Annotated in this window: 17 protein-coding genes; 13 read left to right on the plus strand and 4 right to left on the minus strand. The window is 65.8% G+C overall.

Going from position 1 to position 22088, the window contains the following annotated elements:
* The first annotated feature begins 205 nt into the window (after window positions 1–205).
* The 8 genes from DOM66_RS16525 to DOM66_RS16560 all read left to right on the plus strand — a co-directional run bounded on the left by DOM66_RS16525 (window position 206) and on the right by DOM66_RS16560 (window position 9223).
* Window positions 206–1315, plus strand: a complete 1110-nt coding sequence (locus DOM66_RS16525) for an ABC transporter ATP-binding protein (protein ID WP_232825258.1) — start codon at window positions 206–208, stop codon at window positions 1313–1315.
* Window positions 1316–1325: 10 nt separating this feature from the next.
* Window positions 1326–2255, plus strand: coding sequence for an ABC transporter permease (locus tag DOM66_RS16530; RefSeq protein WP_110676747.1), 930 nt, complete (start codon window positions 1326–1328; stop codon window positions 2253–2255).
* On the plus strand, window positions 2252–3049 hold the full coding sequence (locus DOM66_RS16535; protein WP_110676748.1) for an ABC transporter permease: 798 nt from the start codon (window positions 2252–2254) through the stop codon (window positions 3047–3049). Before DOM66_RS16530 ends, DOM66_RS16535 begins: the two co-directional genes overlap by 4 nt.
* 98 nt (window positions 3050–3147) lie before the next feature.
* A complete protein-coding gene (locus tag DOM66_RS16540) occupies window positions 3148–4221 on the plus strand; it encodes an ABC transporter substrate-binding protein (protein ID WP_110676750.1) in 1074 nt (357 codons plus the stop codon).
* A gap of 76 nt (window positions 4222–4297) precedes the next feature.
* Window positions 4298–5662 carry a glutamine synthetase family protein gene (locus tag DOM66_RS16545; RefSeq protein WP_110676752.1) on the plus strand — a complete coding sequence of 455 codons (1365 nt, stop codon included), beginning with the start codon at window positions 4298–4300 and terminating at the stop codon, window positions 5660–5662.
* A gap of 70 nt (window positions 5663–5732) precedes the next feature.
* A complete protein-coding gene (locus DOM66_RS16550) occupies window positions 5733–6794 on the plus strand; it encodes a polyamine ABC transporter substrate-binding protein (RefSeq protein WP_110676754.1) in 1062 nt (353 codons plus the stop codon).
* A gap of 428 nt (window positions 6795–7222) precedes the next feature.
* Window positions 7223–7768: a glycine zipper 2TM domain-containing protein gene (locus tag DOM66_RS16555; RefSeq protein WP_110676756.1), complete on the plus strand. Its 546-nt coding sequence runs from the start codon at window positions 7223–7225 to the stop codon at window positions 7766–7768.
* A gap of 147 nt (window positions 7769–7915) precedes the next feature.
* Window positions 7916–9223, plus strand: a complete 1308-nt coding sequence (locus DOM66_RS16560) for an NAD(P)/FAD-dependent oxidoreductase (RefSeq protein ID WP_407071991.1) — start codon at window positions 7916–7918, stop codon at window positions 9221–9223.
* A gap of 351 nt (window positions 9224–9574) precedes the next feature.
* Here DOM66_RS16560 and DOM66_RS16565 read toward each other — a convergent pair whose 3' ends face one another.
* The 4 genes from DOM66_RS16565 to DOM66_RS16580 form a co-directional block, all read right to left on the minus strand.
* Window positions 9575–11323 (minus strand): methyl-accepting chemotaxis protein, encoded by a 1749-nt coding sequence (locus DOM66_RS16565; protein ID WP_110690918.1) that lies wholly within the window; start codon window positions 11321–11323, stop codon window positions 9575–9577.
* 584 nt (window positions 11324–11907) lie between these two features.
* Window positions 11908–13647 carry a methyl-accepting chemotaxis protein gene (locus DOM66_RS16570; RefSeq protein WP_188115208.1) on the minus strand — a complete coding sequence of 580 codons (1740 nt, stop codon included), beginning with the start codon at window positions 13645–13647 and terminating at the stop codon, window positions 11908–11910.
* A 201-nt stretch (window positions 13648–13848) separates the two neighbouring features.
* On the minus strand, window positions 13849–14550 hold the full coding sequence (gene hda, locus DOM66_RS16575) for a DnaA regulatory inactivator Hda (protein ID WP_110690920.1): 702 nt from the start codon (window positions 14548–14550) through the stop codon (window positions 13849–13851).
* The gene (locus DOM66_RS16580; protein ID WP_110690921.1) at window positions 14550–15644 is read right to left on the minus strand and encodes an AI-2E family transporter; all 1095 of its coding nucleotides are present in this window, start codon (window positions 15642–15644) and stop codon (window positions 14550–14552) included. The genes hda and DOM66_RS16580 overlap by 1 nt, the downstream gene beginning before the upstream one ends.
* 137 nt (window positions 15645–15781) lie before the next feature.
* Between DOM66_RS16580 and purM the strand changes: the two genes are divergently transcribed.
* The 5 genes from purM to DOM66_RS16605 all read left to right on the plus strand — a co-directional run bounded on the left by purM (window position 15782) and on the right by DOM66_RS16605 (window position 22086).
* Entirely contained in the window at window positions 15782–16876 is a 1095-nt protein-coding gene (gene purM / locus DOM66_RS16585; RefSeq protein WP_110690922.1) for a phosphoribosylformylglycinamidine cyclo-ligase, read from the plus strand.
* The gene (gene purN / locus DOM66_RS16590) at window positions 16873–17619 is read left to right on the plus strand and encodes a phosphoribosylglycinamide formyltransferase (RefSeq protein WP_110690923.1); all 747 of its coding nucleotides are present in this window, start codon (window positions 16873–16875) and stop codon (window positions 17617–17619) included. The genes purM and purN overlap by 4 nt, the downstream gene beginning before the upstream one ends.
* Window positions 17620–17900: 281 nt before the next feature.
* Window positions 17901–18680, plus strand: a complete 780-nt coding sequence (locus tag DOM66_RS16595) for an efflux RND transporter periplasmic adaptor subunit (protein WP_110676770.1) — start codon at window positions 17901–17903, stop codon at window positions 18678–18680.
* Window positions 18677–19993, plus strand: a complete 1317-nt coding sequence (locus DOM66_RS16600; RefSeq protein WP_110690924.1) for an efflux RND transporter periplasmic adaptor subunit — start codon at window positions 18677–18679, stop codon at window positions 19991–19993. Before DOM66_RS16595 ends, DOM66_RS16600 begins: the two co-directional genes overlap by 4 nt.
* Window positions 19993–22086, plus strand: coding sequence for an efflux RND transporter periplasmic adaptor subunit (locus tag DOM66_RS16605; protein ID WP_110690925.1), 2094 nt, complete (start codon window positions 19993–19995; stop codon window positions 22084–22086). The genes DOM66_RS16600 and DOM66_RS16605 overlap by 1 nt, the downstream gene beginning before the upstream one ends.
* The last annotated feature ends 2 nt before the right edge of the window (window positions 22087–22088 follow it).

Here is a 22088-nt window from a genome sequence, read left to right on the forward strand (position 1 = left end):
AATCACAACGCCCCGTCTCACCCACCCGGCCCACGCTGCGACACCGCGCCAGCCTCGGCGAGATTGGCGCAGTTCCCCGCTGCATCGCGGCTAACGTTGGGTTACGCTTCGTCCTGTCGCGCCACCGCCATGCCGCCCGCCTCGCGCGGGCCAGCCGCGCCGGCGTCGACAGCCTCGACCACCGGGTATGGGAATCTCGCGACCTATGACTGTGTCTCCTTCTGCCGAGCCCGACGCCGTCGACACCCAACGGGTGCGTGACGCCTCGGCGATCGCCCTGCGCAACCTGCACAAACGGTTCGGGCGCGACGCCGTCGCCCTCGATGGTGTCGATCTCGACATTCACGCCGGCGAGTTCTTCACCCTGCTCGGCCCCTCCGGCTGCGGCAAGACCACGCTGTTGCGGATTCTTGCCGGGCTCGAAGCGCCCAACGAGGGCTCGTTGACCATCGGCGGCAAGGACGTCACCACGACCCCGCCGCATCTGCGCAGCGTCAATACGGTATTCCAGTCCTATGCCCTGTTCCCGCATCTCTCGGTGCATGACAACATCGCTTTCGGTTTGCGCATGAAAGGCGTGGCGGCCGCCGAGCGCGAACGCCGGGTGCAGGAGATCGCCGACTTCATCAAGCTCGGCGCGCTGATGGAGCGACGCGTCAACCAGCTCTCCGGCGGCCAGCGTCAGCGCGTCGCCCTGGCCCGGGCCCTGGTCTGCGAACCCGATGTGCTGCTGCTCGACGAGCCGCTGTCGGCGCTCGACGCCGGCCTGCGCAATCAGCTCCAGGTGGAGCTGCAGCGGACGCAGAAGCGCCTCGGCATGACCTTCGTCTTCGTCACCCACGACCAGGAAGAGGCGATGGTGATGTCGGATCGGATCGCCGTCCTCGATGGCGGCGTGATCCAGCAGGTGGGCCCACCGCAGACCGTCTACGAGCATCCGATCAACGCCTTCGTCGCCCGCTTCATGGGCCATGTCAACCTGTTCGAGATCGACTCGGTCAGCGGCGACAGGGTGACCACCGCACTGGGCCAGCTGCGCCTGGAGCAGCCACTGGCGGAGCACGAACGCCACGGCATGCTGCTGATCCGCCAGGAGGTGATCGAACTGGGACCGGAGGTGCCGGAGGGCTACAACGCCCTCGAAGGCGTGGTGCGCGAGCGCCTCTACCGCGGCAGCCGGGTGGAGTACCGACTCGAGGTCGACGGCGTGGTGCTGCTGGCCACCGCCAGCAACCTCGGCCAGCGCCTGCACGCGGTGGGCGACCGGGTAACGGTGAGCATCTGCCCTGAAGACATCGTCAGGCTCGACGCCTGAGGAGACGCGCATGAGCAAGCCCGAATCCCCCTATCCGCTGGCCGCCCACAGCCGCTCGCTGTCGCCGGATACGCGCCATCTGCTGTGGAGCGTCGCCCCCGGCGTGATCTGGATCGTCGTCTTCCTGGTGCTGCCGAGCCTCTATCTGATCGGCGTCGCCTTCATGACCAATGGCCCCTACGGCCAGCCGCAGATGCCGCTGACCCTGGACGCCTTCAGCCAGCTCGCCGGCTTCGGCTTCCTCGGCTGGAGTCCGGGCAATCTCTATACCCTGCTGCGCTCGCTGTGGCAGACCCTGCTCGCCACTGGCCTGGTGATCCTGGTCGCCTACCCGCTCGCCTATCGCATCTCGATCAGCCGCGAGAAGTGGCGTGCGCTGATGCTGCTGGCGGTGGTGGTGCCCTCCTGGACCAATCAGGTCATCCGCGCCTTCGGCTGGATGAACCTGCTCTCGCCGGGCACGCCGCTGGCCGAGCTGGCCCAGTTCTTCGGCCTGATCGGCCCCAACATGGGGCTCTATCCGTCGAACTTCGCGGTCACTCTGGGGCTGATCTACAACTTCCTGCCGTTCATGGTGCTGCCGCTCTACGCCGCCTTCGAGAAGCTCGATTACGCCCTGGTCGAGGCGGCGCGGGATCTCTACGCCTCGCCGCTGCGTGCCTTCTGGCTGGCGGTCTTCCCGCAGACCCTGCCGGGACTGCTGGCCGGCACGGTGCTGGTGTCGATCCCCGCCTTCGGCATGTACGTGGTGCCGGAGCTGCTCGGCGGCGGCCGCGCCATGATGCTCGGCAACCTGGTCGCCAGCCAGTTCGCCGGCGGCTCCAACTGGCCGCTGGGGGCGGCGGGGGCACTGATCATGCTGCTCGCCACCTTCGGCGGGCTGTTCGCCATGCGCCGGATCGGCAAGCGCCTGAGCGGCGGTGAGGAGGTGGTGATATGAGACGTGGCGCCTTTCACCGCGGCCTGACCCTGTTCTGGTGGGTCGTGATGGCCTTCCTCTACCTGCCGCTGGCGGTCATCGTGTTCTACTCGTTCAACGCGGCCAACAGCTCGGCCTACTTCGCTGGCTTTTCGCTGCGCTGGTACGACAAGCTGATCCACAACGACCAGCTGCTCAGCGCGCTCAGCAACACCCTGGTACTGGGGATCGCCTCCTCGACCCTGGCGCTCGGCATCGGCACCCTGATCGGTTATGGCATGTACCGCCATCGGGCGCGCAAACTCGGCTGGCTGATCGTGCTGATCTATCTGCCGATCGTGATGCCGGACATCGTCTTCGGGATCTCGGAGATGGCGTTCTTCATCAGCATCGACCGCCAGTTCGGCATCCTCGGCCCCAGCCTGCTGACCATGATCATCGCCCACGTCACCTTCCAGATTCCGTTCGTGGCGCTGATCGTCTACTCGCGTTTCGTCGGCCTCGACCCGACGCTGTTCGAGGCAGCCAAGGATCTCTACGCCTCGCCGTTCCAGCGCGCCCGCTTCTTCCTGCTGCCGACGCTGAAGCCATCGCTGATCGCCGCCTTCTTCCTCTCGTTCACGCTGTCGGTGGACGATTTCGTGATCAGCTTCTTCAACGCCGGCCCCGAGAACGCCACCCTGCCGATCTATATCTGGGGAGCGATCCGCCGCGGCGTGTCGCCGGAGATCAACGCCATTGCCACGCTGATGATCGGCGCGGTGCTGATCGCGGCACTCTTGAGCCTCATGTTCAACCGACACAAGCAGCACTGACATCGCGCGCCGGCGCCCAGGCAGCCGGCGCATGCGATCTGACGATTTCGTCGGGCCCCGCCGGGCCCGGTATCGACATCACCCGGAGGTATTCGTCGATGAAGCGCACAACAATCACAACCCGCGTCGCCCTGACCCTGGGCGGCATGCTGCTGGCGAGCTCGGCCTTCGCCCAGGACGCCAACAAGCTGTACCTGTTCAACTGGACGGAGTACATGGACCCCAAGATCATCCAGGCCTTCGAGAAGAAGTACGGGGTCGAGGTGATCCAGAGCTACTACAACTCGCTACCGGAGATGACCGCCAAGCTCAATGCCGGCGGGGTTTCCCAGTACGACATCATCGTCCCCTCCAACTACTACGTGCCGCGCCTGATCGACAGCGGCCTGGTGCAGAAGCTCGACAAGTCGCAGATTCCCAACCTGTCCAACGTCATGCAGCAGTTCGCCGACCCCAGCTACGATCCGGGCGCGCAGTACTCGGTGCCCTACCAGTGGGGCACCAGCGGTATCGTCTACGACACCAACGTCTTCCCCGACGCCCCCAAGAGCTGGTCGCTGCTGTTCGATCCCAAGGTCAATACCGACCAGCCCTTCGCCCTGATGGGCGATGGCCAGGTCAACATGGGCGCCGCCTGCGCCTATCTCGGCTCGGGTTACGACTGCACCGGGGCCGAGGCGTGGAAGCCGGCGGCCAAGTTGATCCTCGACACCAAGCACCGCGGCACCTTCAGCGGCTTCACCGACGGCACGCCGGTACTGCAGCAGATCCAGCGCGGCGTGGTGCGCGCCGGCATCTCCTACAACGGTGACTATCTGCAGCAGAAGCGCGAGAACCCGGAAGCGTTCAAGCACATCGCCTTCATGATCCCCGACGAAGGCACCGAGATGTGGGTCGACAACATGATGATCCCGGCCAAGGCACCGCACCCGGCACTGGCGCACAAGTTCATCAACTTCATTCTCGACGCCAAGGTCGGCGCCGAACTCTCCAACTTCGTCCAGTACGCCAGTCCCAACAAGGCCGCACAGCCCTATCTCGACGCCGACCTGACCCAGCCCCCGGCGCTGCCCGACGAGGCCGACCTGGCGCGTCTGAAGTTCTCGCCCAGCCTGAGCGGCCAGGAGCTGCAACTGTTCCAGCAGCTGTGGCAGGAAGTGCAGTCGCGGTAAGCAAGCGTTACCCGTCGGCGCCAATCGGCGTCGGCGGTCTCCCAGACGGCGCCGAGCGCGCCACAAGGACAGCGTCATGAGCGAAACACCGCATCACGTGCTCGAGGAGTGGTTCAGCCGCCACGGCATCACCGAGGTGGAGTGCCTGGTGTCCGATCTCACCGGTATCCTCAAGGGCAAGATCATGCCCGCCGGCAAGTATCTGCGTGGCGGGCACACCCGCCTGCCCGACTCGATCTTCATCCAGACGGTCACCGGCGGCTATCCCGATGACGACGATATCCGCTTCTGGAACCCGGCCGAGCTCGACATGCAGCTGGTGCCGGACCCCGACTCCGCTTATCTGGTGCCCTGGGCCGACGACCCCACGGCGCAGATCATCCACGACTGCCTCTACATGAACGGCGAACCGGTGGAGCTCTCGCCGCGCCATGTGCTCAAGCACATTCTCTCGCTCTACGAGGCCCGCGGCTGGCAGCCGATCATCGCGCCGGAGGTGGAGTTCTACCTGGTCAAGACCAATACCGACTCCGACTACCCGCTGGAGCCGCCGATCGGGCGCTCGGGACGCCAGGAGAGCAGCCGCCAGTCGTTCTCCATCGACGCGGTCAACGAGTTCGACCCGCTGTTCGAGCAGATGTACGACTACTGCGAAGCCCAGCAGCTGGATATCGACACCCTGACCCATGAAGAGGGTGCCGGTCAGATGGAGGTCAATTTCCGCCACGGCGACCCGCTGCGTCTCGCCGACCAGGTGGTCATCTTCAAGCGCACCCTGCGCGAGACCGCGCTGCGCCACAACATGTACGCCACCTTCATGGCCAAGCCGATGGCCAACGAACCCGGCAGCTCGATGCATCTGCATCAGAGCCTGCTCGACCGCGACAGCGGCGAAAACCTGTTCGCCGGCAGCGGCGGTACCCCCAGCAAGCTGTTCCACCACTATATCGGCGGGCTGCAGCAGTACCTGCCCTCGGCCATGCCGTTCTTCGCCCCCAACGTCAACTCCTACCGCCGGCTGATGCCTGGCGGCAGCAACAGCTCGGTGCCGATCAACACCGAGTGGGGCTACGACAACCGCACCGTCGGCCTGCGCGTGCCGGTCGGCCCGGCGCCCGGCACGCGGGTCGAGAACCGCCTCGCGGGCGCCGACGCCAACCCCTATCTGGTGATGGCGGCCTCCCTCGCCTGCGGTTATCTCGGCATGCTCTCGCAGATCGAGCCGCGCCCGCCGCTGACGGGCTCGGCCTGGTCGATGGGGCATACCCTGCCAGACGACATCGGCCCGGCGCTCAATGCGCTGAGCGAGTGCGCCCCGCTGGCAGACCTGCTGGGCGAACGCTTTACCCGTAGCTATCTGGCGGTGAAGCGCGCCGAGCACTCGGCCTACTTCCGGGTCATCAGCTCGTGGGAGCGCGAGCACCTGCTGCTGCGGGTCTGACCCCCACCGGCGGCCGCGCGACACACTGTTGGCTGCGTCGCGCGGCCGCCTCGACACGAGGTGACACCGCATGCGCCCGACCGCTGCCCTCTGCCTGAGTACGCTCTGCCTGACGCTGAGCGCCGCTGTCCAGGCTCAGACGCCGGACAAGCTCTACCTTTTCAACTGGACCGAATATGCCGACCCCGGCGTGATCAAGGACTTCGAGCAGCAGTACGACGTCGAGGTGGTGCAGAGCTACTTCACCTCGAACGCCGAGATGTTCGCCAAACTGGTCGCCGGCGGCGACGCCCAGTTCGATGTGGTAGTGCCCACCGACTACTATGTGCCAAGGCTGGCGGCGGCCGGCCTGATCCAGCCGTTGGGCGACGGCATCGAGGGGCGCGACAACCTGATGCCGGCCTTCCGTCATCCCAGCTACGACCCCGAGGACGCCTACAGCGTGCCCTACCTGTGGGGCGTCACCGGGATCGTCTACGACAGCACGGTATTCCCCGACCCGGCCCACTCCTGGTCGCTGCTGCTCGACCCCGAGATCAATCCGGACCAGCCCTTCGCGCTGCTCGGCGGCGACCCGCAGGTGCTGTTCGGCATGGCTTGCGCCTACCAGGGCCAGGGCTTCGACTGCACCCAACGCGACGCCTGGATCGCCGCCGCCAAGCTGGTGAGCCAGACCCTGCATCGCCCCAACTTCAGCGGCTTCGCCGACAGCACCGCGGCCATCGACCAGATCGCCCGCGGCGTGACCCGTGCCGCTGTCACCTACAGCGGCGATCTCGACTATCGCAAGGCGGATGCACCGGAGACCTATGGCAAGCTCAAGTTCTTCATTCCGGAAGAGGGGTCCCAGCTCGGCGTGGATACGCTGGTGATCCCCAAGCGTGCGCCCCATCCGCAGCTGGCGCGCGACTTCATCAGCTTCATGCTGCGCCCGGAGAATGCCGCACGCTCGGCGACCTACGCCTACTACCGCACGCCCAACCAGGCGGCACTGCCACTGCTCGACGCCGATCTGCGTGAGGCTTCGCAGCTGAGCGACGCCCAGCGCGCCAAGCTGACGCCAGCACCACAACTGAAGGGCGACCAATTGCAGCTGCTCCAGCAGTTGGCCAACGAGGCGCGCAGCCGCTGAGGCGCGCGCCCGAGCACTCGCCTTCAACCGCTAAAAGCCCCGCCAGACGGGGCTTTCACACCAAGTGTCGCGATCTGCAGACGCCTGTTTGTCAATATGAAAACAGCGTTCAACAATCCGTTGCACCCTTCTCTTCGTCGCCGCCCGACCTACACTGAGCCTATCGAGTGGTGGCGTCTCCCACGCCGCTGCCACCGAAGGAAGGCGGTGCGCCGCCAACAGGACAAGGACGTCGCCCCTGGCGCGTCGGCTCACCTGGACGTGAGCGACGAACGACACGCGCATAGATAGCGCGTCCCTCGCCAGTGGTACTCACTATCAGTAGTCACTGTCAGCACTCGCTACCAGTACCTGGGATCAGCGCAAACCGCGAGGTTTCCGTCCCTGGCTCGACGGAACACGAGCCGGTCCGCAAGAGGAGCAAACTCATGCAGAAATCGATCATCATCGGCGGTGTCATCGCCGCCCTCGGCGTCGCCGGCGGCGTTGCCATTGGTGCCTACCAGTCCGGTGACAGCCAGCCGCAGTACGCCGACATCATCAGCGTCGATCCTATTACCCAGACCTCCGAGACCCCGCGTCAGGAGTGCCACGAGGTGACCGTCACCCATCGCCGCCCGGCGCAGGACGAGCACCGCATCGCCGGCACCGCCATCGGCGCCATCGTCGGCGGCGTGGTGGGTAACCAGTTCGGCGGCGGCAGTGGCAAGAAAATCATGACGGCCGCCGGTGCAGTGGGTGGTGGTATCGCCGGCAATCAGGTCCAGGGACAGATGCAGCAAGGCGACACCTACACCACCACCGAACAGCGCTGCAACACGGTCAAGGACACCAAACAGGAGACCGTCGGCTACGACGTGCGCTATCGCTACGACGGTGAAGTCCACGAGGCCAAGCTCGACAAGAAACCCCAGGGCGAACGCGTCTCCATGCGTAATGGCGAGCCCCAGTGGCAGAGCGCCGGCGGCGCCTGACGCCCCCGCTCGCCCCGCTCCCTCCCACCGCGCCGGCAGCTTCTGTCGGCGCGGTCTGCGTCTATCCGGGCAGTGGCGGTTGAGCCGCGCAGCGCGACCGGCTACCCTCTTTTCATTCGTCGAATAAATTCAACACGCGAGCCCGCCATCGTGCCCCAAGCCTCTGCTGCGACCTTCCCTGATCGGCATGTCGACTCCTACTACGCCGCCTCCGCCAACCCAGCCCCGGAACGCCCGCCGCTGCATGGCGAGATCAGCGCCGATGTGTGCGTGATCGGCGGCGGTTTCAGCGGTATCTCGTCGGCACTGCATCTGGCCGAGCGGGGCCTGCGTGTGGTGGTGCTGGAGGCGACACGCATTGGCTTCGGCGCCTCGGGGCGCAATGGCGGGCAGATCGTCAACAGTTACAGCCGCGACATGGACGTGATCGAGGCCAAGTATGGCCAGACCACCGCCCAGGCGCTGGGCAGCATGGCGTTCGAAGGCAATCGCATCATCCGCTCGCGCATTGCTGACTACGACATTCGCTGTGATCTCAAGGAGGGCAACCTGTTCGCCGCCTGCAGCGACAAGCAGATGCAGGGGCTGGTCGAGCACAAGGCGCTGTGGGAGCGCTACGGCCACCGCCAGCTCGAGCTGCTCGATGCCCAGAGCTACCGCCGCGAGATCGGCTCCGAACGTTACGTGGGCGCGCTATTCGATCACTCCGGCGGGCATCTGCACCCGCTCAATCTGGTCCTCGGCGAGGCCGCCGCCTTCGAATCCCTCGGCGGGGTGATCCACGAGCACTCGCCGGTGGTCGAGATCCAGCACGGCGATCCGGTGATGGTACGCACCGCCCAGGGGCAGATCCGCGCCGAACGCGTGATCGTCGCCGGCAACGCCTATCTCAATGGCCTGCTGCCGGAGCTCGAGGGCAAGAGCATGCCCTGCGGCACCCAGGTGCTGGCCACCGCGCCGTTGGACGCCGATACCGCCCGCGAGCTGCTGCCCAACGACGCCTGCGTCGAGGACTGCAACTATCTGCTCGACTACTACCGCCTCTCGGCCGACAACCGGCTCATCTACGGCGGCGGTGTCACCTATGGCGGCCACGACCCGGCGAGTATCGAAGCAGTGATCCGACCCAATCTGGAGAAGACCTTTCCCCAGCTCAAGGGGGTCAAGGTCGACTACACCTGGAGCGGCAATTTCCTGCTGACACTCAACCGACTGCCGCAGTTCGGCCGTATCAACCACAACGTCTACTATGCTCAGGGCTACTCCGGGCATGGCGTGACCTGCACCCATCTGGCCGGACGCCTGATGGCGGAGGCGCTGAGCGGTGAGCTCGAGCGCTTCGACGCCTTCGCCAACCTGCCGCACACCCCCTTCCCCGGCGGCCGCCTCTTCCGCGTGCCGCTGACGGCCCTGGGCGCCTGGTACTACCGGATGCGCGACCAGCTCGGCTGGTGATACTCCTTGCCTGGCGGGCATGCCGCCAGCGCCATAGCGATCGATCACGGGTCGACATGCCGGTCTGACTCGGAGCCAAGAGTCAGACCTGATTCACAGACTCGGCAGGCAAACGCAAGGGGCGGCCACTGGCCGCCCCTCGAGCTAGGTTTTGTACGAAAACTACCTGCGCTCGGCAATACGGCGTTAAAAATCGGCTCACTGAACAACGTTCAGAACGTCCGAAGGACGGCCCGAAGGGCGAGCGGAGCGAGTAAAATGCTCATTTGCCCCCCGCGTTTTCGCCGATTTTTGCCTTGTCTTGCCTTCGCTCGCTGACTTTTCGTACAGAACCTAAGATCTACCCTCGGATCAGAATGTCTGCCACGCCTCTTCGTCTTGGTGACTGCGCTTGGCCGTTAGCGATGCCGGCTGCACGTTGGCGGATTTCGGCTGAGTATCGGGTGCCACAACCGCTTCCTCCGCAACGTCTTCCCCGAGCACAAAGGTATCGACCAGGCCGCGCAGGCGCTCGGCTTCCTGCTGCAAATCGGCCGCTGCGGTCGCCGACTGCTGCACCATGGCGGCATTCTGCTGAGTCATCGCGTCCATCTCCGCCACCGCGGTATTGATCTGAGCGATGCCGCTGTTCTGCTCCTTGGCTCCCGCGCTGATCTCACCGATGACATCGGTGACCCGGTTCACGCTGTCGACGATCTCGCGCATGGTGGTTCCGGCACGATTCACCAGCTCGCTGCCGCTGCGGGTATGCTCGGCCGACTGTTTGATCAACTCACGAATGTTTTTCGACGCCTCCGCCGAACGCCCCGCCAGCGAGCGCACCTCGCTGGCCACCACCGCGAAGCCGCGCCCGTGCTCACCGGCGCGCGCCGCCTCGACGGAGGCGTTCAGCGCCAGGATATTGGTCTGGAAGGCGATGGAATCGATCAGCCCGATGATCTCCTCGATCTGCGCCGCCGACTGGGTAATCTCGCTCATCCGCGCCTCGACCTGGGCCATCGCCTGCTCGCCCTCTTGCGCCACATTGCTGGTCGACTGCACCAGTTGACTCGCCTGGGTGGCGGAATCGGTGGCATGTGCCACCGTGGTGGTGATCTCCTCCATCGAGGCGGAGGTCTGCTGCAGGCTCGCCGCCGACTGCTCGGTGCGCGACGCCAGCTCGCCGCTGGCATCGGCGATCTGGGACGACGTTGCGTGAACGCTGCGGGTACTCGAGCGCACGTCACGCAGTGTTTCCTGCATGCGCCCGACGAAGGCGTTGAACTGGGTCGCGAGTTCGCCCACCTCGTCGCGGCTATCGACGGCGAGGCGGCGGGTCAGATCGCCCTGGCCGCTGGCGATATCCCCCATCGCCTCGGCGGTGCGCCGAATCGGACCTAGCAACCGCCGCACCAGCACGCTGGCGATCAGCGCCGCCAGCAGCACACCCCCGGCCCCCAGCAGCAACGAGCGCCACAGCATGGCGTGGCGATTGCTCGCCGCCTTGACCTCTGCCGCCGCCATCGCCTGATCGATGGAGGTGGCGTAAATGCCGGCACCGATCATCCAGTTCCAGCCGTCGATGCTCTCGGCGTAGGAGTATTTGCGCTCGACTTTGCCGGTGCCGGGATTGGGCCACAGATAGCTGTAGCGTCCCCCGCCTTGCTGGGCGACCCGGATCAGGTCGGCGATGACATGGTTACCATCGGCGTCCGTCACCCCGAGCATATTGGTCCCCTCCTTCTTGGTGTCGGGGGCAAACACCAGATTGGTGCCATCGAAGGTATAGGCAAAGATGTAGTTGGTGCCGTCGAAGGAGAGCCCGCGCAGCAGATCGCGCGCCTTGGTCTGGGCGGCCTGAGGATCGCTGCCGGCGTTCTCGACCAGCGGCGTGATGGCGGATTTGGCCAGATCGACGATGCCCTTGACCGCCTTGACCTGACTGTCGATCAACAATCGCCGCTGCTCGGCCAGATCTCGACGACTGTCATTGAGGTTGGAGACGATATTGACGCTCACCAGCGCCACGATGATGACAAACAGCGGTATCAGCGTCAGCGCCACGATCTTGGTCTGCAGGCTGAACGCGTGTCTGGCGTGCAAAACGGAGGGTGCCTTCATGCGTACGCTCTCGGTCGTTGGAGTTATCGAGTGAGATCCAGCGACGCGTGACCCTCCCGGCCAGAATCCGATCCCTCGCCGCTAACGACACACCCAAACGATTCAACCCGGCAGAATCACGCGCCCACCAAGGTCGATATCGGTGACCATTGATTTAACTTGAATCAACTTTAGTCGCTAGCCCCCTGCCCCAGGCCACCATTCTGCCGCGCCCTGTATATCGGAATGCACCTGCCAGGCGGCGGCAAATACCTGCTCGACATCGACCTGGACACCACGATGACAAGACACGCCCGCCGACAGCGCGACGGGGCCGTCCTTTCTCCGTACTCACAGGTGAATCTGGCTGGCGCCGCGCTACGCTTTATCTGAAAAAGGCCTGCGCTCGCCCATACGGCGCTAAACATTGACTCGCTGAACAACGTTCAGAACGTCCTTAGGACGGCCCGAAGGGCGAGCGGAGCGAGTAATATGCTCATTTACATCTCGTAAACGGGAGCGCCAGCACGGTCCGTCTGTCGTCAATTTTCGCCTTAGCTACGCGCCCCGGTCCTGCCATCGCTCGCCGTTTCTTCAGACAGCGCTTAGAATGTCTCCCACTCACCCTCGGCGCCGGCGCCTTCTCTCTTCAGCGTGACCAATTCAGCGCGGGCAGCTCTCGGCCCTGACACCGATGCTTTAATCGCGCCCTCCCCGCCGAGCACGAAGGTGTCAACCAGGCTGCGCAGGCGCTGGGCTTCCTGCTGCAGGTCGGACGCTGCGGTTGCCGACTGCTGCACCATGGCCGCGTTCTGCTGGGTCATCGCATCCATCTCCGCTACCGCGGTATTGATCTGAGCGATGCCACTGTTCTGCTCCTTGGCCCCGGCGCTGATCTCACCGATGACATCGGTGACCCGGTTCACACTGTTGACGATCTCGCGCATGGTGGTCCCGGCCCGATTCACCAGCTCGCTGCCGCTGCGGGTATGTTCGGCCGAACGTGTGATCAGCTCGCGAATACTCTTCGACGCCTCTGCCGAACGCCCCGCCAGCGAGCGCACCTCGTTGGCCACCACCGCGAAGCCGCGTCCATGTTCGCCGGCGCGCGCCGCCTCGACGGAGGCGTTCAGCGCCAGGATATTGGTCTGGAACGCGATGGAATCGATCAACCCGATGATCTCCTCGATCTGCGCCGCCGACTCAGTGATCTCGGTCATCCGCGCCTCGACCTGAGCCATCGCCTGCTCACCCTCCTGAGCCACCTGACTGGTCGACTGCACCAATTGACTCGCCTGGGCGGCCGAATCGGCGGCATGCGCCACCGTGGTGGTGATCTCCTCCATCGACGCGGATGTCTGTTGCAGACTCGCCGCCGACTGCTCGGTGCGCGACGCCAGCTCACCGCTGGCATCGGCGATCTGGGACGAAGTTGCATGAACGCTGCGGGTGCTCGAGCGCACGTCGCGCAGGGCTTCCTGCATGCGACCGACAAAAGCGTTGAACTGGGTGGCGAGCTCACCCACCTCGTCGCGGCTGTCGACGTTCAGGCGGCGTGTCAGGTCGCCCTGGCCATTGGCGATATCGCCCATCGCCGCGGCGGTACGCCGGATCGGGCCGAGCAGCCGCCGCACCAGCCAGACCGTGAGCAGGGCCGCGATACCCATCGCGGCTCCGCCGAGCAACATCGACTCCCAGATCGATGCCTGCAGATGCTGAGTGGCTTCACCCTCGGCGCTCTCAATTTCCCGATTGATCGAGGTGGCGTAGACGCCGGCACCGATCACCCATCCCCAGGCATCGATACCCTCGACGTAGGAGTATTTGTGCTCGTCGGCACCGGTGGCAGGGTTGCGCCACAGATAGCGATAGATGCCTCCGCCCTGACGCGCGGTCTCGAGCATATGCGAGAAGATGTGGTTGCCTTCGGCGTCGCGCACCTGGCTCATGTCACTGCCTTCGAGTTGCGGTTGGCGCGGCTGGACCAGATTGGTGCCATCGTAGGCGTAGACGAAGACGTAGTTGTCGCCCTCGAACGAAATAGCCCGAATCAGCGCCTCGGCCTGGCGTTTTGCCGCCGCCACATCGCCGTTGGGCGGGTGCTGGACCAGCGGCATGATCGCCGACTTGGCCGTCTCGACCACATACCTCACCGCTTGCTCGCGGTCGGATGTCAGGCGTTGACGCTGCGACTCCAGAGCGGCACCGCTGGCCTGATGCGTCTTGAAGATATTGAAAGTGACCAACAGTACGCTGAGCAGCAGTAGGGGTATCAATACCAAGGCAAGGACCTTGGTCTGCAGGCTAAACGCCAGACGGCGCGAGGGAGTGTTCGATGTGCTCATGATGGCCCTCCTGGCCATAGCGGGAACTCCCTGAGAGCGCCATTGCGACCTGCCGAGAGTTCTGTCGTGATACGTGGGGTGCCTCATGCAAGTAGGAGCACGGGCCAGCCCCAATATCGGCGGCAGCACACAGAACTTAATTAAACTTTGACATCCGGAGCGACGAACGCCCCATGTCAGCGACACACAGCGCGGTAGGCGTCACCACTCCAGCGCCTGCTTGACGAAGGGAATGGTGAGCTTGCGCTTGGCGGAGAGCGAGGCGCGATCCAGGCGCGCCAGAATCTCGGAGAGCTGGTCGAGCTGGCGCGGGCCGCGATGCAGGATATAGCGCGCGACCTCGTCGGGCAGCTGCATGCCGCGTACTCGGGCGCGCAGTTGCAGCGCGCCCAGTCGCTGGGCATCGTCCAGCGGCTGGACGTGAAAGACCATGCCCCAGGTCATGCGCGAGGCCAGGTCCGGCAATTTGATATCGAGCTGACGCGGCGAGCGATCGGCGGCGATCACCAGCCGCTTGCCGGCGTCACGCAGGCGGTTGAAGCCGTGGAACAGCGCCTCCTCCCAGCGCTTGCGCCCGACCACCAGCTGCAGGTCGTCGATCGCTAGCAGATCGAGCCGCTCGGGCTCTTCGAGGATATCCGGCGGGAAGTGCCCCAGCGCGTCCAGCGGCAGGTAGAGCGCGCGCTGGCCACCGGCGTCGGCGGCATGGCAGGCCGCCTGCAGCAGATGGCTGCAGCCTACCCCGCTGCCTCCCCAGAGGTAGAGAAAAGGCTCGCCGGCGCTCTCCCGCTGTGACGCCAGGTGAGCCACCAGCGGCGCGTTGTCGCCGGGGAAATAGTTGGCAAAGGTGGCGTCGTCGCGTAGACCAACGCCCAGCGGCAGCTGTGAAGGTCCCGGGCGCATCAGCTCTCCTGCTCCCCGTCCCAGCCTTCCGCCGGCGCCTCGACCCGCGCCCGATCATAGAGGCGACTGTGGCGATAGCGATGGTAGGCGAAGCGCAGCAGCACCATGATCACCGCGGCCATCGGCAGTGCCAGCAGGATGCCGGTGAAGCCGAACAGCTGTCCGCCGGCGAGCACGGCGAAGATCACCGCCACCGGATGCAGGCCGATCTTGTCGCCCAGCAGCAGCGGCTGCAGCAGCGTGCTCTCGGCCACCTGGCCGATACCGAACACCACCAGCACGCCCACCAGCGGCAGCCACTCACCGAACTGGAAGAACGCCACCACCCCGGCGGTGAGCACCCCGACGATCACGCCGAGATAGGGCACGATGCTCGCCAGCCCTGCCATCAGGCCGATCAGCAGTCCGAACTTGAGCCCCACCACACTCAGACCGACGGCGTAGATCACGCCCAGACTCAGCATCACCAGAAGCTGGCCGCGCAGGAAAGCGGAGAGCACCTCGTCGCACTCCACCGCCAGCGCCGTGACCCGAGGTTCGACATGCCGCGGCAGCAGCTCGCGCACGTAGCCCTTGAGCCGATCCCAGTCGAGCAACAGATAGAAGGTGACCACCGGAATCAGCGCCAGGTTGCCGATCCAGATCGCGAACGCCAGCCCCGAGCGCGAGGCCTGGGCGAGAAAGGCCGCGGCGTAAGTACCGGTCTCGCGCCAGTTGCTCATCAAGGCGTTGCGCAGCTGATCGAAGTCAGCACTGAAATCGACGCCGGTGAGCTCGCGCACTTCCGGCAGCACCGTCGTCTGCACCCAGTTGAGCACCTCGGGCAGCGCTGCGAGCAGCTGCCCCAGCTGACGCCCCAGCATCGGCAGCAGCACCAGCAGGCTGCCGACCATCACCAGCGCCAGCAGCAGAAACACCAGACTCACCGAGAGCCGTCGCGACAGCCCCCGCGCCTCCAGCCAGTCGGTCACCGGATCGCCCAGATAAGCCAGGATCAGGCTGACGAAGAACGGCATCAGGATCGGCTCGAGCAGCACCAGCAGCCAGACGGCCAGCGCGGCACCGATCAACCCGCCTATCTGTAGTTTACTCATCGCGCTCTCGCCATTCCCTGACTGCCCGCTAGGATGTAGGCAATGCTACAATGCGCCCCGCTGAACATCACCCCCATTCATTGGCGGGACGCTGAGTCACCCGCAGCGTCTCCCCGGCTCCGCGAGAAAGGTCCCCTATGACGCGCTCCTCTCCCGATTCTTCGAACGCGCCCCGTTCGTCCAGCTCCCCCTCCCTGACCTACCGGGACGCGGGTGTCGACATCGATGCCGGCAACGCGCTGGTCGAGCGGATCAAGGGCGTGGCCAAGCGTACTTCGCGGCCGGAAGTGATGGGCGGCCTGGGCGGCTTCGGTGCGCTGTGCCAGCTGCCGAGCGGCTACCGCGAGCCGGTGCTGGTCTCCGGCACCGACGGGGTCGGCACCAAGCTGCGCTTGGCGATGGACCTGGGCAAGCATGACACCATCGGGATCGACCTGGTCGCCATGTGCGTCAACGATCTGGTGGTCGCCGGCGCAGAGCCACTGCTGTTCCTCGACTACTACGCCACCGGCAAGCTGGATGTCGATATCGCCGCCGACGTGGTGACCGGTATCGGTGAGGGCTGCAGCCAGGCCGGCTGCGCCCTGGTGGGGGGCGAGACCGCCGAGATGCCGGGCATGTACGAAGGCAGCGACTACGACCTGGCCGGGTTCTGTGTCGGCGTAGTGGAGAAATCCGAGATTCTCGACGGAAGCCGGGTCGCTGCCGGCGACGTGCTGCTGGGCCTGGCCTCCTCCGGGCCGCACTCCAACGGCTACTCGCTGATCCGCAAGATTCTCGAAGTGGGCGGCGGCCAGCTCGATGCCACCCTCGAGGGCCAGCCGCTCGCCGACCTGCTGATGGCGCCGACCCGCATCTACGTCAAGCCGCTGCTCTCGCTGATTCGCGACAGCGACGTGGCCGTGCACGCGCTTTCGCACATCACCGGTGGCGGCCTGCTCGAGAACGTGCCACGGGTACTGCCGAACGACCTCGCCGCGCGGGTCGACGTCACCACCTGGCAGCGCCCGGCCGTGTTCGACTGGCTGCAGCAGCAGGGCAACGTGGCCGAGCACGAAATGTACCGGGTGCTCAACTGCGGTATCGGCATGGTGGTAGTGGTGCCGGCGGACCAGGCCGACGCCGCCATCGCCCACCTGCAACAGGCCGGCGAGCAGGTCCATCGCCTGGGTGAGATCGTCACCCGCGGCGAGGGTGACGACGCCGTGCAGCTGGAGAACCTGCCGGCATGAGCGCAGAGCACCCTTCCTCCCATCAGGACACGTTGAACGACTTCGAGGCCGCGGCCGCCGAGAAGCCCCGCGTGGTCGTGCTGATCTCCGGCAACGGCAGCAATCTGCAGGCGCTGCTCGATGCCCAGACGCATGACGAGCTGGGCGGCGAGATCGTGGCGGTGGTCTCCAACAAGGCCGACGCCTACGGGCTCAAGCGGGCCAAGGATGCCGGTGTCGATGCCGTGGCGCTGCCGCACCGGGAGTACGACTCCCGCGAGGCCTTCGACGCCGCGCTGATCAAGGTGATCGATCGCCACGACCCCGATCTGGTGGTGCTGGCCGGCTTCATGCGCATTCTCACGCCGATGTTCGTCGATCACTACCGCGGGCGGATGCTCAATATCCACCCGTCGCTGCTGCCCGCCTATCAGGGCCTGAACACGCACCAGCGCGCACTGGACGATGGCGTCGCCGAACATGGTGTCAGCGTGCACTTTGTCACCGAAGAGCTGGATGGCGGACCGGTGGTGATCCAGGCCGCGGTCAAGGTCGAACCCGGACAGGATCTCGACGCCCTGATCGACAAGGTCCATGCCCGCGAGCATCTGATCTACCCCATCGCCGTGCGCTGGTTCCTCGAAGGCCGAATCAAACTCGGCGCCGAGGGCACGGTAACGCTGGACAACATGCCGCTGCCGCCGAACGGCCTGCGCATGTCCCACGAGGATGCCGCCGAGGAGCTCGACGAGGATCTGGAGTGAGCGCTTAGGCATCCGCCCCAGTCGCCCGGTCTCCGCGATAGCTGCCCGAGTTCACGCCGGGAGCCCGAGATCGGGCACCCGGCACTGAACCGAACGGCGGCAGCTGCGCGCCCAGGAACACATTCGAAGCACGCCTGGCGATTTTCAAGGCATCTGAAACTTTCGACCTGAACACCCCTCACGAACACGACGAATAACCCCCTTTTTTGTAGTCTTTAGATGAATTTGCCACCCCCTTCCCCTGCCATAGACTACGAATCTATCAGGCAAGGATGTGTGACATGCTGCTTCGCTCTGCCCGCTGGCTGACTCTCGGTCTTCTCGCGCTCTGCTTGAGCCCTGCGCTCTGGGCCGAGGATTCGCTGCTTGGCCCCCTCGACAACACCACCAGCGACGGCGAGCGCCAGGTACGCGGCGTGTTGCGCGCCCACAATCATGCGGTGATCAGCAGCGAGTTGGCTGGGCGTATCGTCGAGATGCCCTACAGCGATGGCCAGAGCTTCGCCAAGGGCGATCTGCTCGCACGCTTCGACTGCAGCGCCTACCAGGCTCAGCTCAATGCCGCCCAGGCCGCCGCCCGCGCCACCCGTGAAGAACTGAATCACAACAAGCAGCTTGCTGCCCTCAACTCGGTCGGACGCTTCGAAGTGGCCCTGGCCGAAGCCCGTCAGGCCCAGGCCCAGGCAGAGACCCAGGTGTATCAGGTGCAGGTCAAGCGCTGCAGCGTCACCGCGCCCTTCGCCGGCAATGTAGTGCGGCGTCGCGCGCAGCCCCACGAGAGCGTCGCCAGCGGCACACCGCTGCTGGAGGTGGTGGATAACAGCACGCTGGAGATCTACCTGCTGGTGCCTTCCAGTTGGCTCAGTCGCCTGCAACCGGGGCAGACCTTCGACTTCATCCCCGACGAGACCGGCCACCCCCTCGTGGCCAAGATCAAACGCCTCGGCGCGCGTATCGACGAGGGCAGCCAGACCCTGTTGCTGATCGGCAGCCTGCCCGAGAATGCCAAGGGCCTGCTGGCCGGCATGAGCGGCACGGCACGGTTCCAGGCGTCGCCGTGAGCGTGTCTCCAGCCACACCCGAGCGCGTCTTCGCGCAGTTCCTCGGCCTCGAACGCCAAGCGCGCAAAGCCGCAAGCACCGAACAGCTGGCTTTCGCCATGGTCAATGACGGCCAGGCGCTGTTCGGCTTTCGTCACGCCGCTCTGCTGATCGCCGGCAAGGTGCGGGCGCTGACCGGCGTCAGCGTGGTGGAGCCGCACGCTCCCTTCGTCGCCTTCGTCGAGCGTGCGGTCGGGGCCCTGCACAAGCAAAATCGACTGGACGAGAGCCATAACGTCGACCCCGCTCAGCTAGGCGAGCAGATACGTCTCGACATGAACGCTCTCTCCGCCCCGCACGCCTACTGGCTGCCACTGAAGAATCGCAGCGGCGACATCTTCGGCGGCCTGTGGCTGGCCCGTGACCGGCCTTTCGACGACGCCGAGCACGCCCTGCTGGCCCAGCTGGCAGACACCTATGCCCACGCTTGGCTGGCGCTGCAACCGCGTAAGTCCTGGCGCCTGCGTTGGCCGCGCAAGAAGCTGCTGGCCGTGGCGGCGGCACTCTGCCTGCTGCTGCTGATCCCGGTACGCCAGTCGGTGCTGGCCCCCGCCGAGGTGGTACCGCTGGGCGGTCGCGTGGTGGCCGCGCCACTCGATGGCGTGATCGCCGAGTTCCTGGTCAAACCCAACCAGCGCGTTGCGGCTGGCGACCTGCTGGTGCGCTTCGAGGCCACCAGCCTCAAGGCCCAGGCCGATGTCGCCGAACGCGCACTGGACGTGGCCGAAGCCGAACTCAAGGCCAACAGCCAGCGCGCTTTCGTCGATGCCGAGTCCAGCGCCCGCCTGGATCTGCTGGCCGCGCGCGTCGAGCAGAAACGCGCCGAGCGCGACTATGCCCAGCAGCTGCTGGCACGCAGCGAGGTACGCGCCGAACGCGAGGGGATCGCCGTGTTCGCCGACGCCGAGCGCCTGACCGGCAAACCGATCCAGACCGGCGAGCGGCTGATGCAGATTGCCGACCCGAACCGGGCCGAACTGCGCATCGAGCTGCCGGTGGGGGATGCCATCGCCCTGCAGCCCGGCGCCGAGGTGGCGCTGTTCCTCGACAGCGACCCGCTACACCGTCATACGGCGCGGCTGGAGCGCGCGGCCTATGAGGCACAGAGCACCGCTGCCGGGCAGCTGGCCTATCGTCTCGATGCCGCCTTCATCGCAGCATCGCCACGTATCGGCCTGCGCGGCACCGCCAAGCTGTTCGGCGACCGCGCGCCGCTGGCCTACTACCTCCTGCGCCGGCCTTTGGCCGCCGCACGCCAGAGCCTGGGTCTGTGATGCTGCCCGCGCTGCGCCCCGACCTGCAGCTCTCGCCGGCCGCCCCCGGCCTCGATGGCGCGCCGCAGTGGACACTGGCCGACCCGCTACGCGGGCGCTACTTCAAGCTCGGCGCCGCTGCCGTGCGCCTGCTGCGCCACTGGGCGCTGGGCGAGCCACAGCGCGTGCTGGCGGCAGCCAACGCTGAGCCCGGCCTGCCCCTTGGTACAGACGAGTTGACCGAGATGCTGAGCTTTCTCAGCCAGCACGATCTGGTCGCCGCCCTGGATGACAAGCAGCGTGCCAGCTATGCCATGAAAGCCGCCGCCCAACGCCAGAGCCCGTGGAAGCGGGTGCTGCACCAGTACCTGTTCTTCCGCATACCGCTGTGGCGCCCGGACCCCTTTCTCAATCGTGCCTGGCCGGTGCTGGAACGCCACGGCCCCTGGCTGCTGCGCTGGGGGCTGCCGCTGGTGTTCGCCCTGGGCCTGTTCCTGGTGATCCGCGACTGGCAGCGCTTTCTCACCACCTTCCCGCACCTGTTCAGCCTCGGCGGCGCCCTGGCCTTCGGCGTGGCGCTGACCTTCGCCAAGCTCTGCCATGAGTTCGGTCATGCCTTCATGGCCAAACGCGCGGGCTGTCGAGTGCAGAGCATGGGGCTGGCCTTCATGGTCATGCTGCCCATGTTCTATACCGATGTCAGCGATGCCTGGCGGGTGCGTGAGCGTCGTTCGCGCCTGCTGATCGGCGCCGGCGGCGTGCTCGCTGAGCTGCTGCTGGCGGTGCTGGCGCTGCTGGCCTGGTCACTACTGCCCGATGGCCCACTGCGTACCTCGGCCTTCATGCTGGCCAGCGCCACCTGGATCACCACCCTGGTGATCAACCTCAACCCCTTCATGCGCTTCGATGGTTATTTCTTGATCAGCGATCTGTGGGGTGTGGACAACCTGCAGCAGCGCGCCTTCGCCCTGTGCCGCTGGCGCCTGCGTGAAGCGCTGTTCGGCTATGGCGAATCGGCGCCCGAGCCCTGGACGCCGGCCATGCGCAAACGCCTGTTGATCTGGGGCTATGGCGCGTGGATCTGGCGCGCAATCCTGTTCCTCGGCATCGCGTTAGCGGTCTATCACCTATTCTTCAAGGTGCTCGGCATCTTTCTGATGCTGGTGGAACTGCTCTGGTTCATCGGCCTGCCGATCTGGCGTGAACTGAGGCAGTGGTGGCAACGCCGCGAGCAGGCCGACCCACGCAAGACGCTGCTCACCGGCCTGGGGCTGGGCGCAATACTGCTGGTGCTGGTCGTGCCCTGGCGCAGCTCGGTGGAGATACCCGCCCTGCTCGAAGCCTCCCGCACCCACGCCCTGCACGCCCCGGTGGCCGCACGCCTGAAGGCCTTGCACGTACAGGATGGGCAGCCTGTCGCGGCCGGCGACCTGATCATGGAACTGGCGTCACCCGATCTGGATTCGCGTCAAGCCATCGGCCGCCGCGAGATAGAGATTCTGCAGCTCCAGCTGCGCCGTCTGTCGGCTCGCAGCGAAACGGCAGCCGATGCCGGCGTTCTCGAACAGCGCCTGGCCGAGGCCGTGGCCGAATACCGTGGCCTCGCCGCGCAACGTGAGCGCCTGCAACTGAGGGCACCCCAGGCCGGCGTGGTGCGCGATCTGCAACGCGACCTGAGCGTGGGCCGCTGGCTGCATCCTGCCGAGTCGCTGGCACGTATCGTCGAACCCGGGCTGCGCCTGCGCGGCTACCTGGCAGAAGAGAATCTCTGGCGGGTCGAGGCCGGCAACAGCGGGCGTTTCATCGCCGATGACCCGATGCGCTCTGCCATGCCGGTACGCCTGGACGACGTGGATGCCACCGGCGTCGCCTACCTGGAACAGGAAGCACTCAGCTCGGACCACGGCGGCCCCATCGCCGTGCGCCGCGACGCCCAGCACCACGCCGAGCCCATACAGGCACAGTATGGAGTCCGCCTGTCGCTGCTCGGTGAATCCACCCACCCCGATCATCCCCTGCGAGGCATGGTGCTGCTCGAGGGTGAGCATCAGTCCCTGCTGGGCGCTGCCTGGCGGCGGATCGCGGCGCTCGGTGTGCGGGAAAGCGGTTTCTGAAG

The organism is Salinicola endophyticus (genome assembly GCF_003206575.1).
In the GTDB taxonomy this organism is placed as follows: Bacteria; Pseudomonadota; Gammaproteobacteria; order Pseudomonadales; family Halomonadaceae; genus Salinicola; species Salinicola endophyticus.

Bases quoted from the DNA above. Each gene is read 5' to 3' on its own strand.
- DOM66_RS16545 (WP_110676752.1), top strand. From the start codon at position 4,298: ATGAGCGAAACACCGCATCACGTGCTCGAGGAGTGGTTCAGCCGCCAC.
- DOM66_RS16525 (WP_232825258.1), top strand. From the start codon at position 206: ATGACTGTGTCTCCTTCTGCCGAGCCCGACGCCGTCGACACCCAACGG.
- DOM66_RS16605 (WP_110690925.1), top strand. From the start codon at position 19,993: ATGCTGCCCGCGCTGCGCCCCGACCTGCAGCTCTCGCCGGCCGCCCCC.
- DOM66_RS16550 (WP_110676754.1), top strand. From the start codon at position 5,733: ATGCGCCCGACCGCTGCCCTCTGCCTGAGTACGCTCTGCCTGACGCTG.
- purM (WP_110690922.1), top strand. From the start codon at position 15,782: ATGACGCGCTCCTCTCCCGATTCTTCGAACGCGCCCCGTTCGTCCAGC.
- DOM66_RS16530 (WP_110676747.1), top strand. From the start codon at position 1,326: ATGAGCAAGCCCGAATCCCCCTATCCGCTGGCCGCCCACAGCCGCTCG.
- DOM66_RS16580 (WP_110690921.1), bottom strand. From the start codon at position 15,644: ATGAGTAAACTACAGATAGGCGGGTTGATCGGTGCCGCGCTGGCCGTC.
- DOM66_RS16570 (WP_188115208.1), bottom strand. From the start codon at position 13,647: ATGAGCACATCGAACACTCCCTCGCGCCGTCTGGCGTTTAGCCTGCAG.
- DOM66_RS16595 (WP_110676770.1), top strand. From the start codon at position 17,901: ATGCTGCTTCGCTCTGCCCGCTGGCTGACTCTCGGTCTTCTCGCGCTC.
- DOM66_RS16555 (WP_110676756.1), top strand. From the start codon at position 7,223: ATGCAGAAATCGATCATCATCGGCGGTGTCATCGCCGCCCTCGGCGTC.
- purN (WP_110690923.1), top strand. From the start codon at position 16,873: ATGAGCGCAGAGCACCCTTCCTCCCATCAGGACACGTTGAACGACTTC.
- DOM66_RS16540 (WP_110676750.1), top strand. From the start codon at position 3,148: ATGAAGCGCACAACAATCACAACCCGCGTCGCCCTGACCCTGGGCGGC.
- DOM66_RS16565 (WP_110690918.1), bottom strand. From the start codon at position 11,323: ATGAAGGCACCCTCCGTTTTGCACGCCAGACACGCGTTCAGCCTGCAG.
- hda (WP_110690920.1), bottom strand. From the start codon at position 14,550: ATGCGCCCGGGACCTTCACAGCTGCCGCTGGGCGTTGGTCTACGCGAC.
- DOM66_RS16535 (WP_110676748.1), top strand. From the start codon at position 2,252: ATGAGACGTGGCGCCTTTCACCGCGGCCTGACCCTGTTCTGGTGGGTC.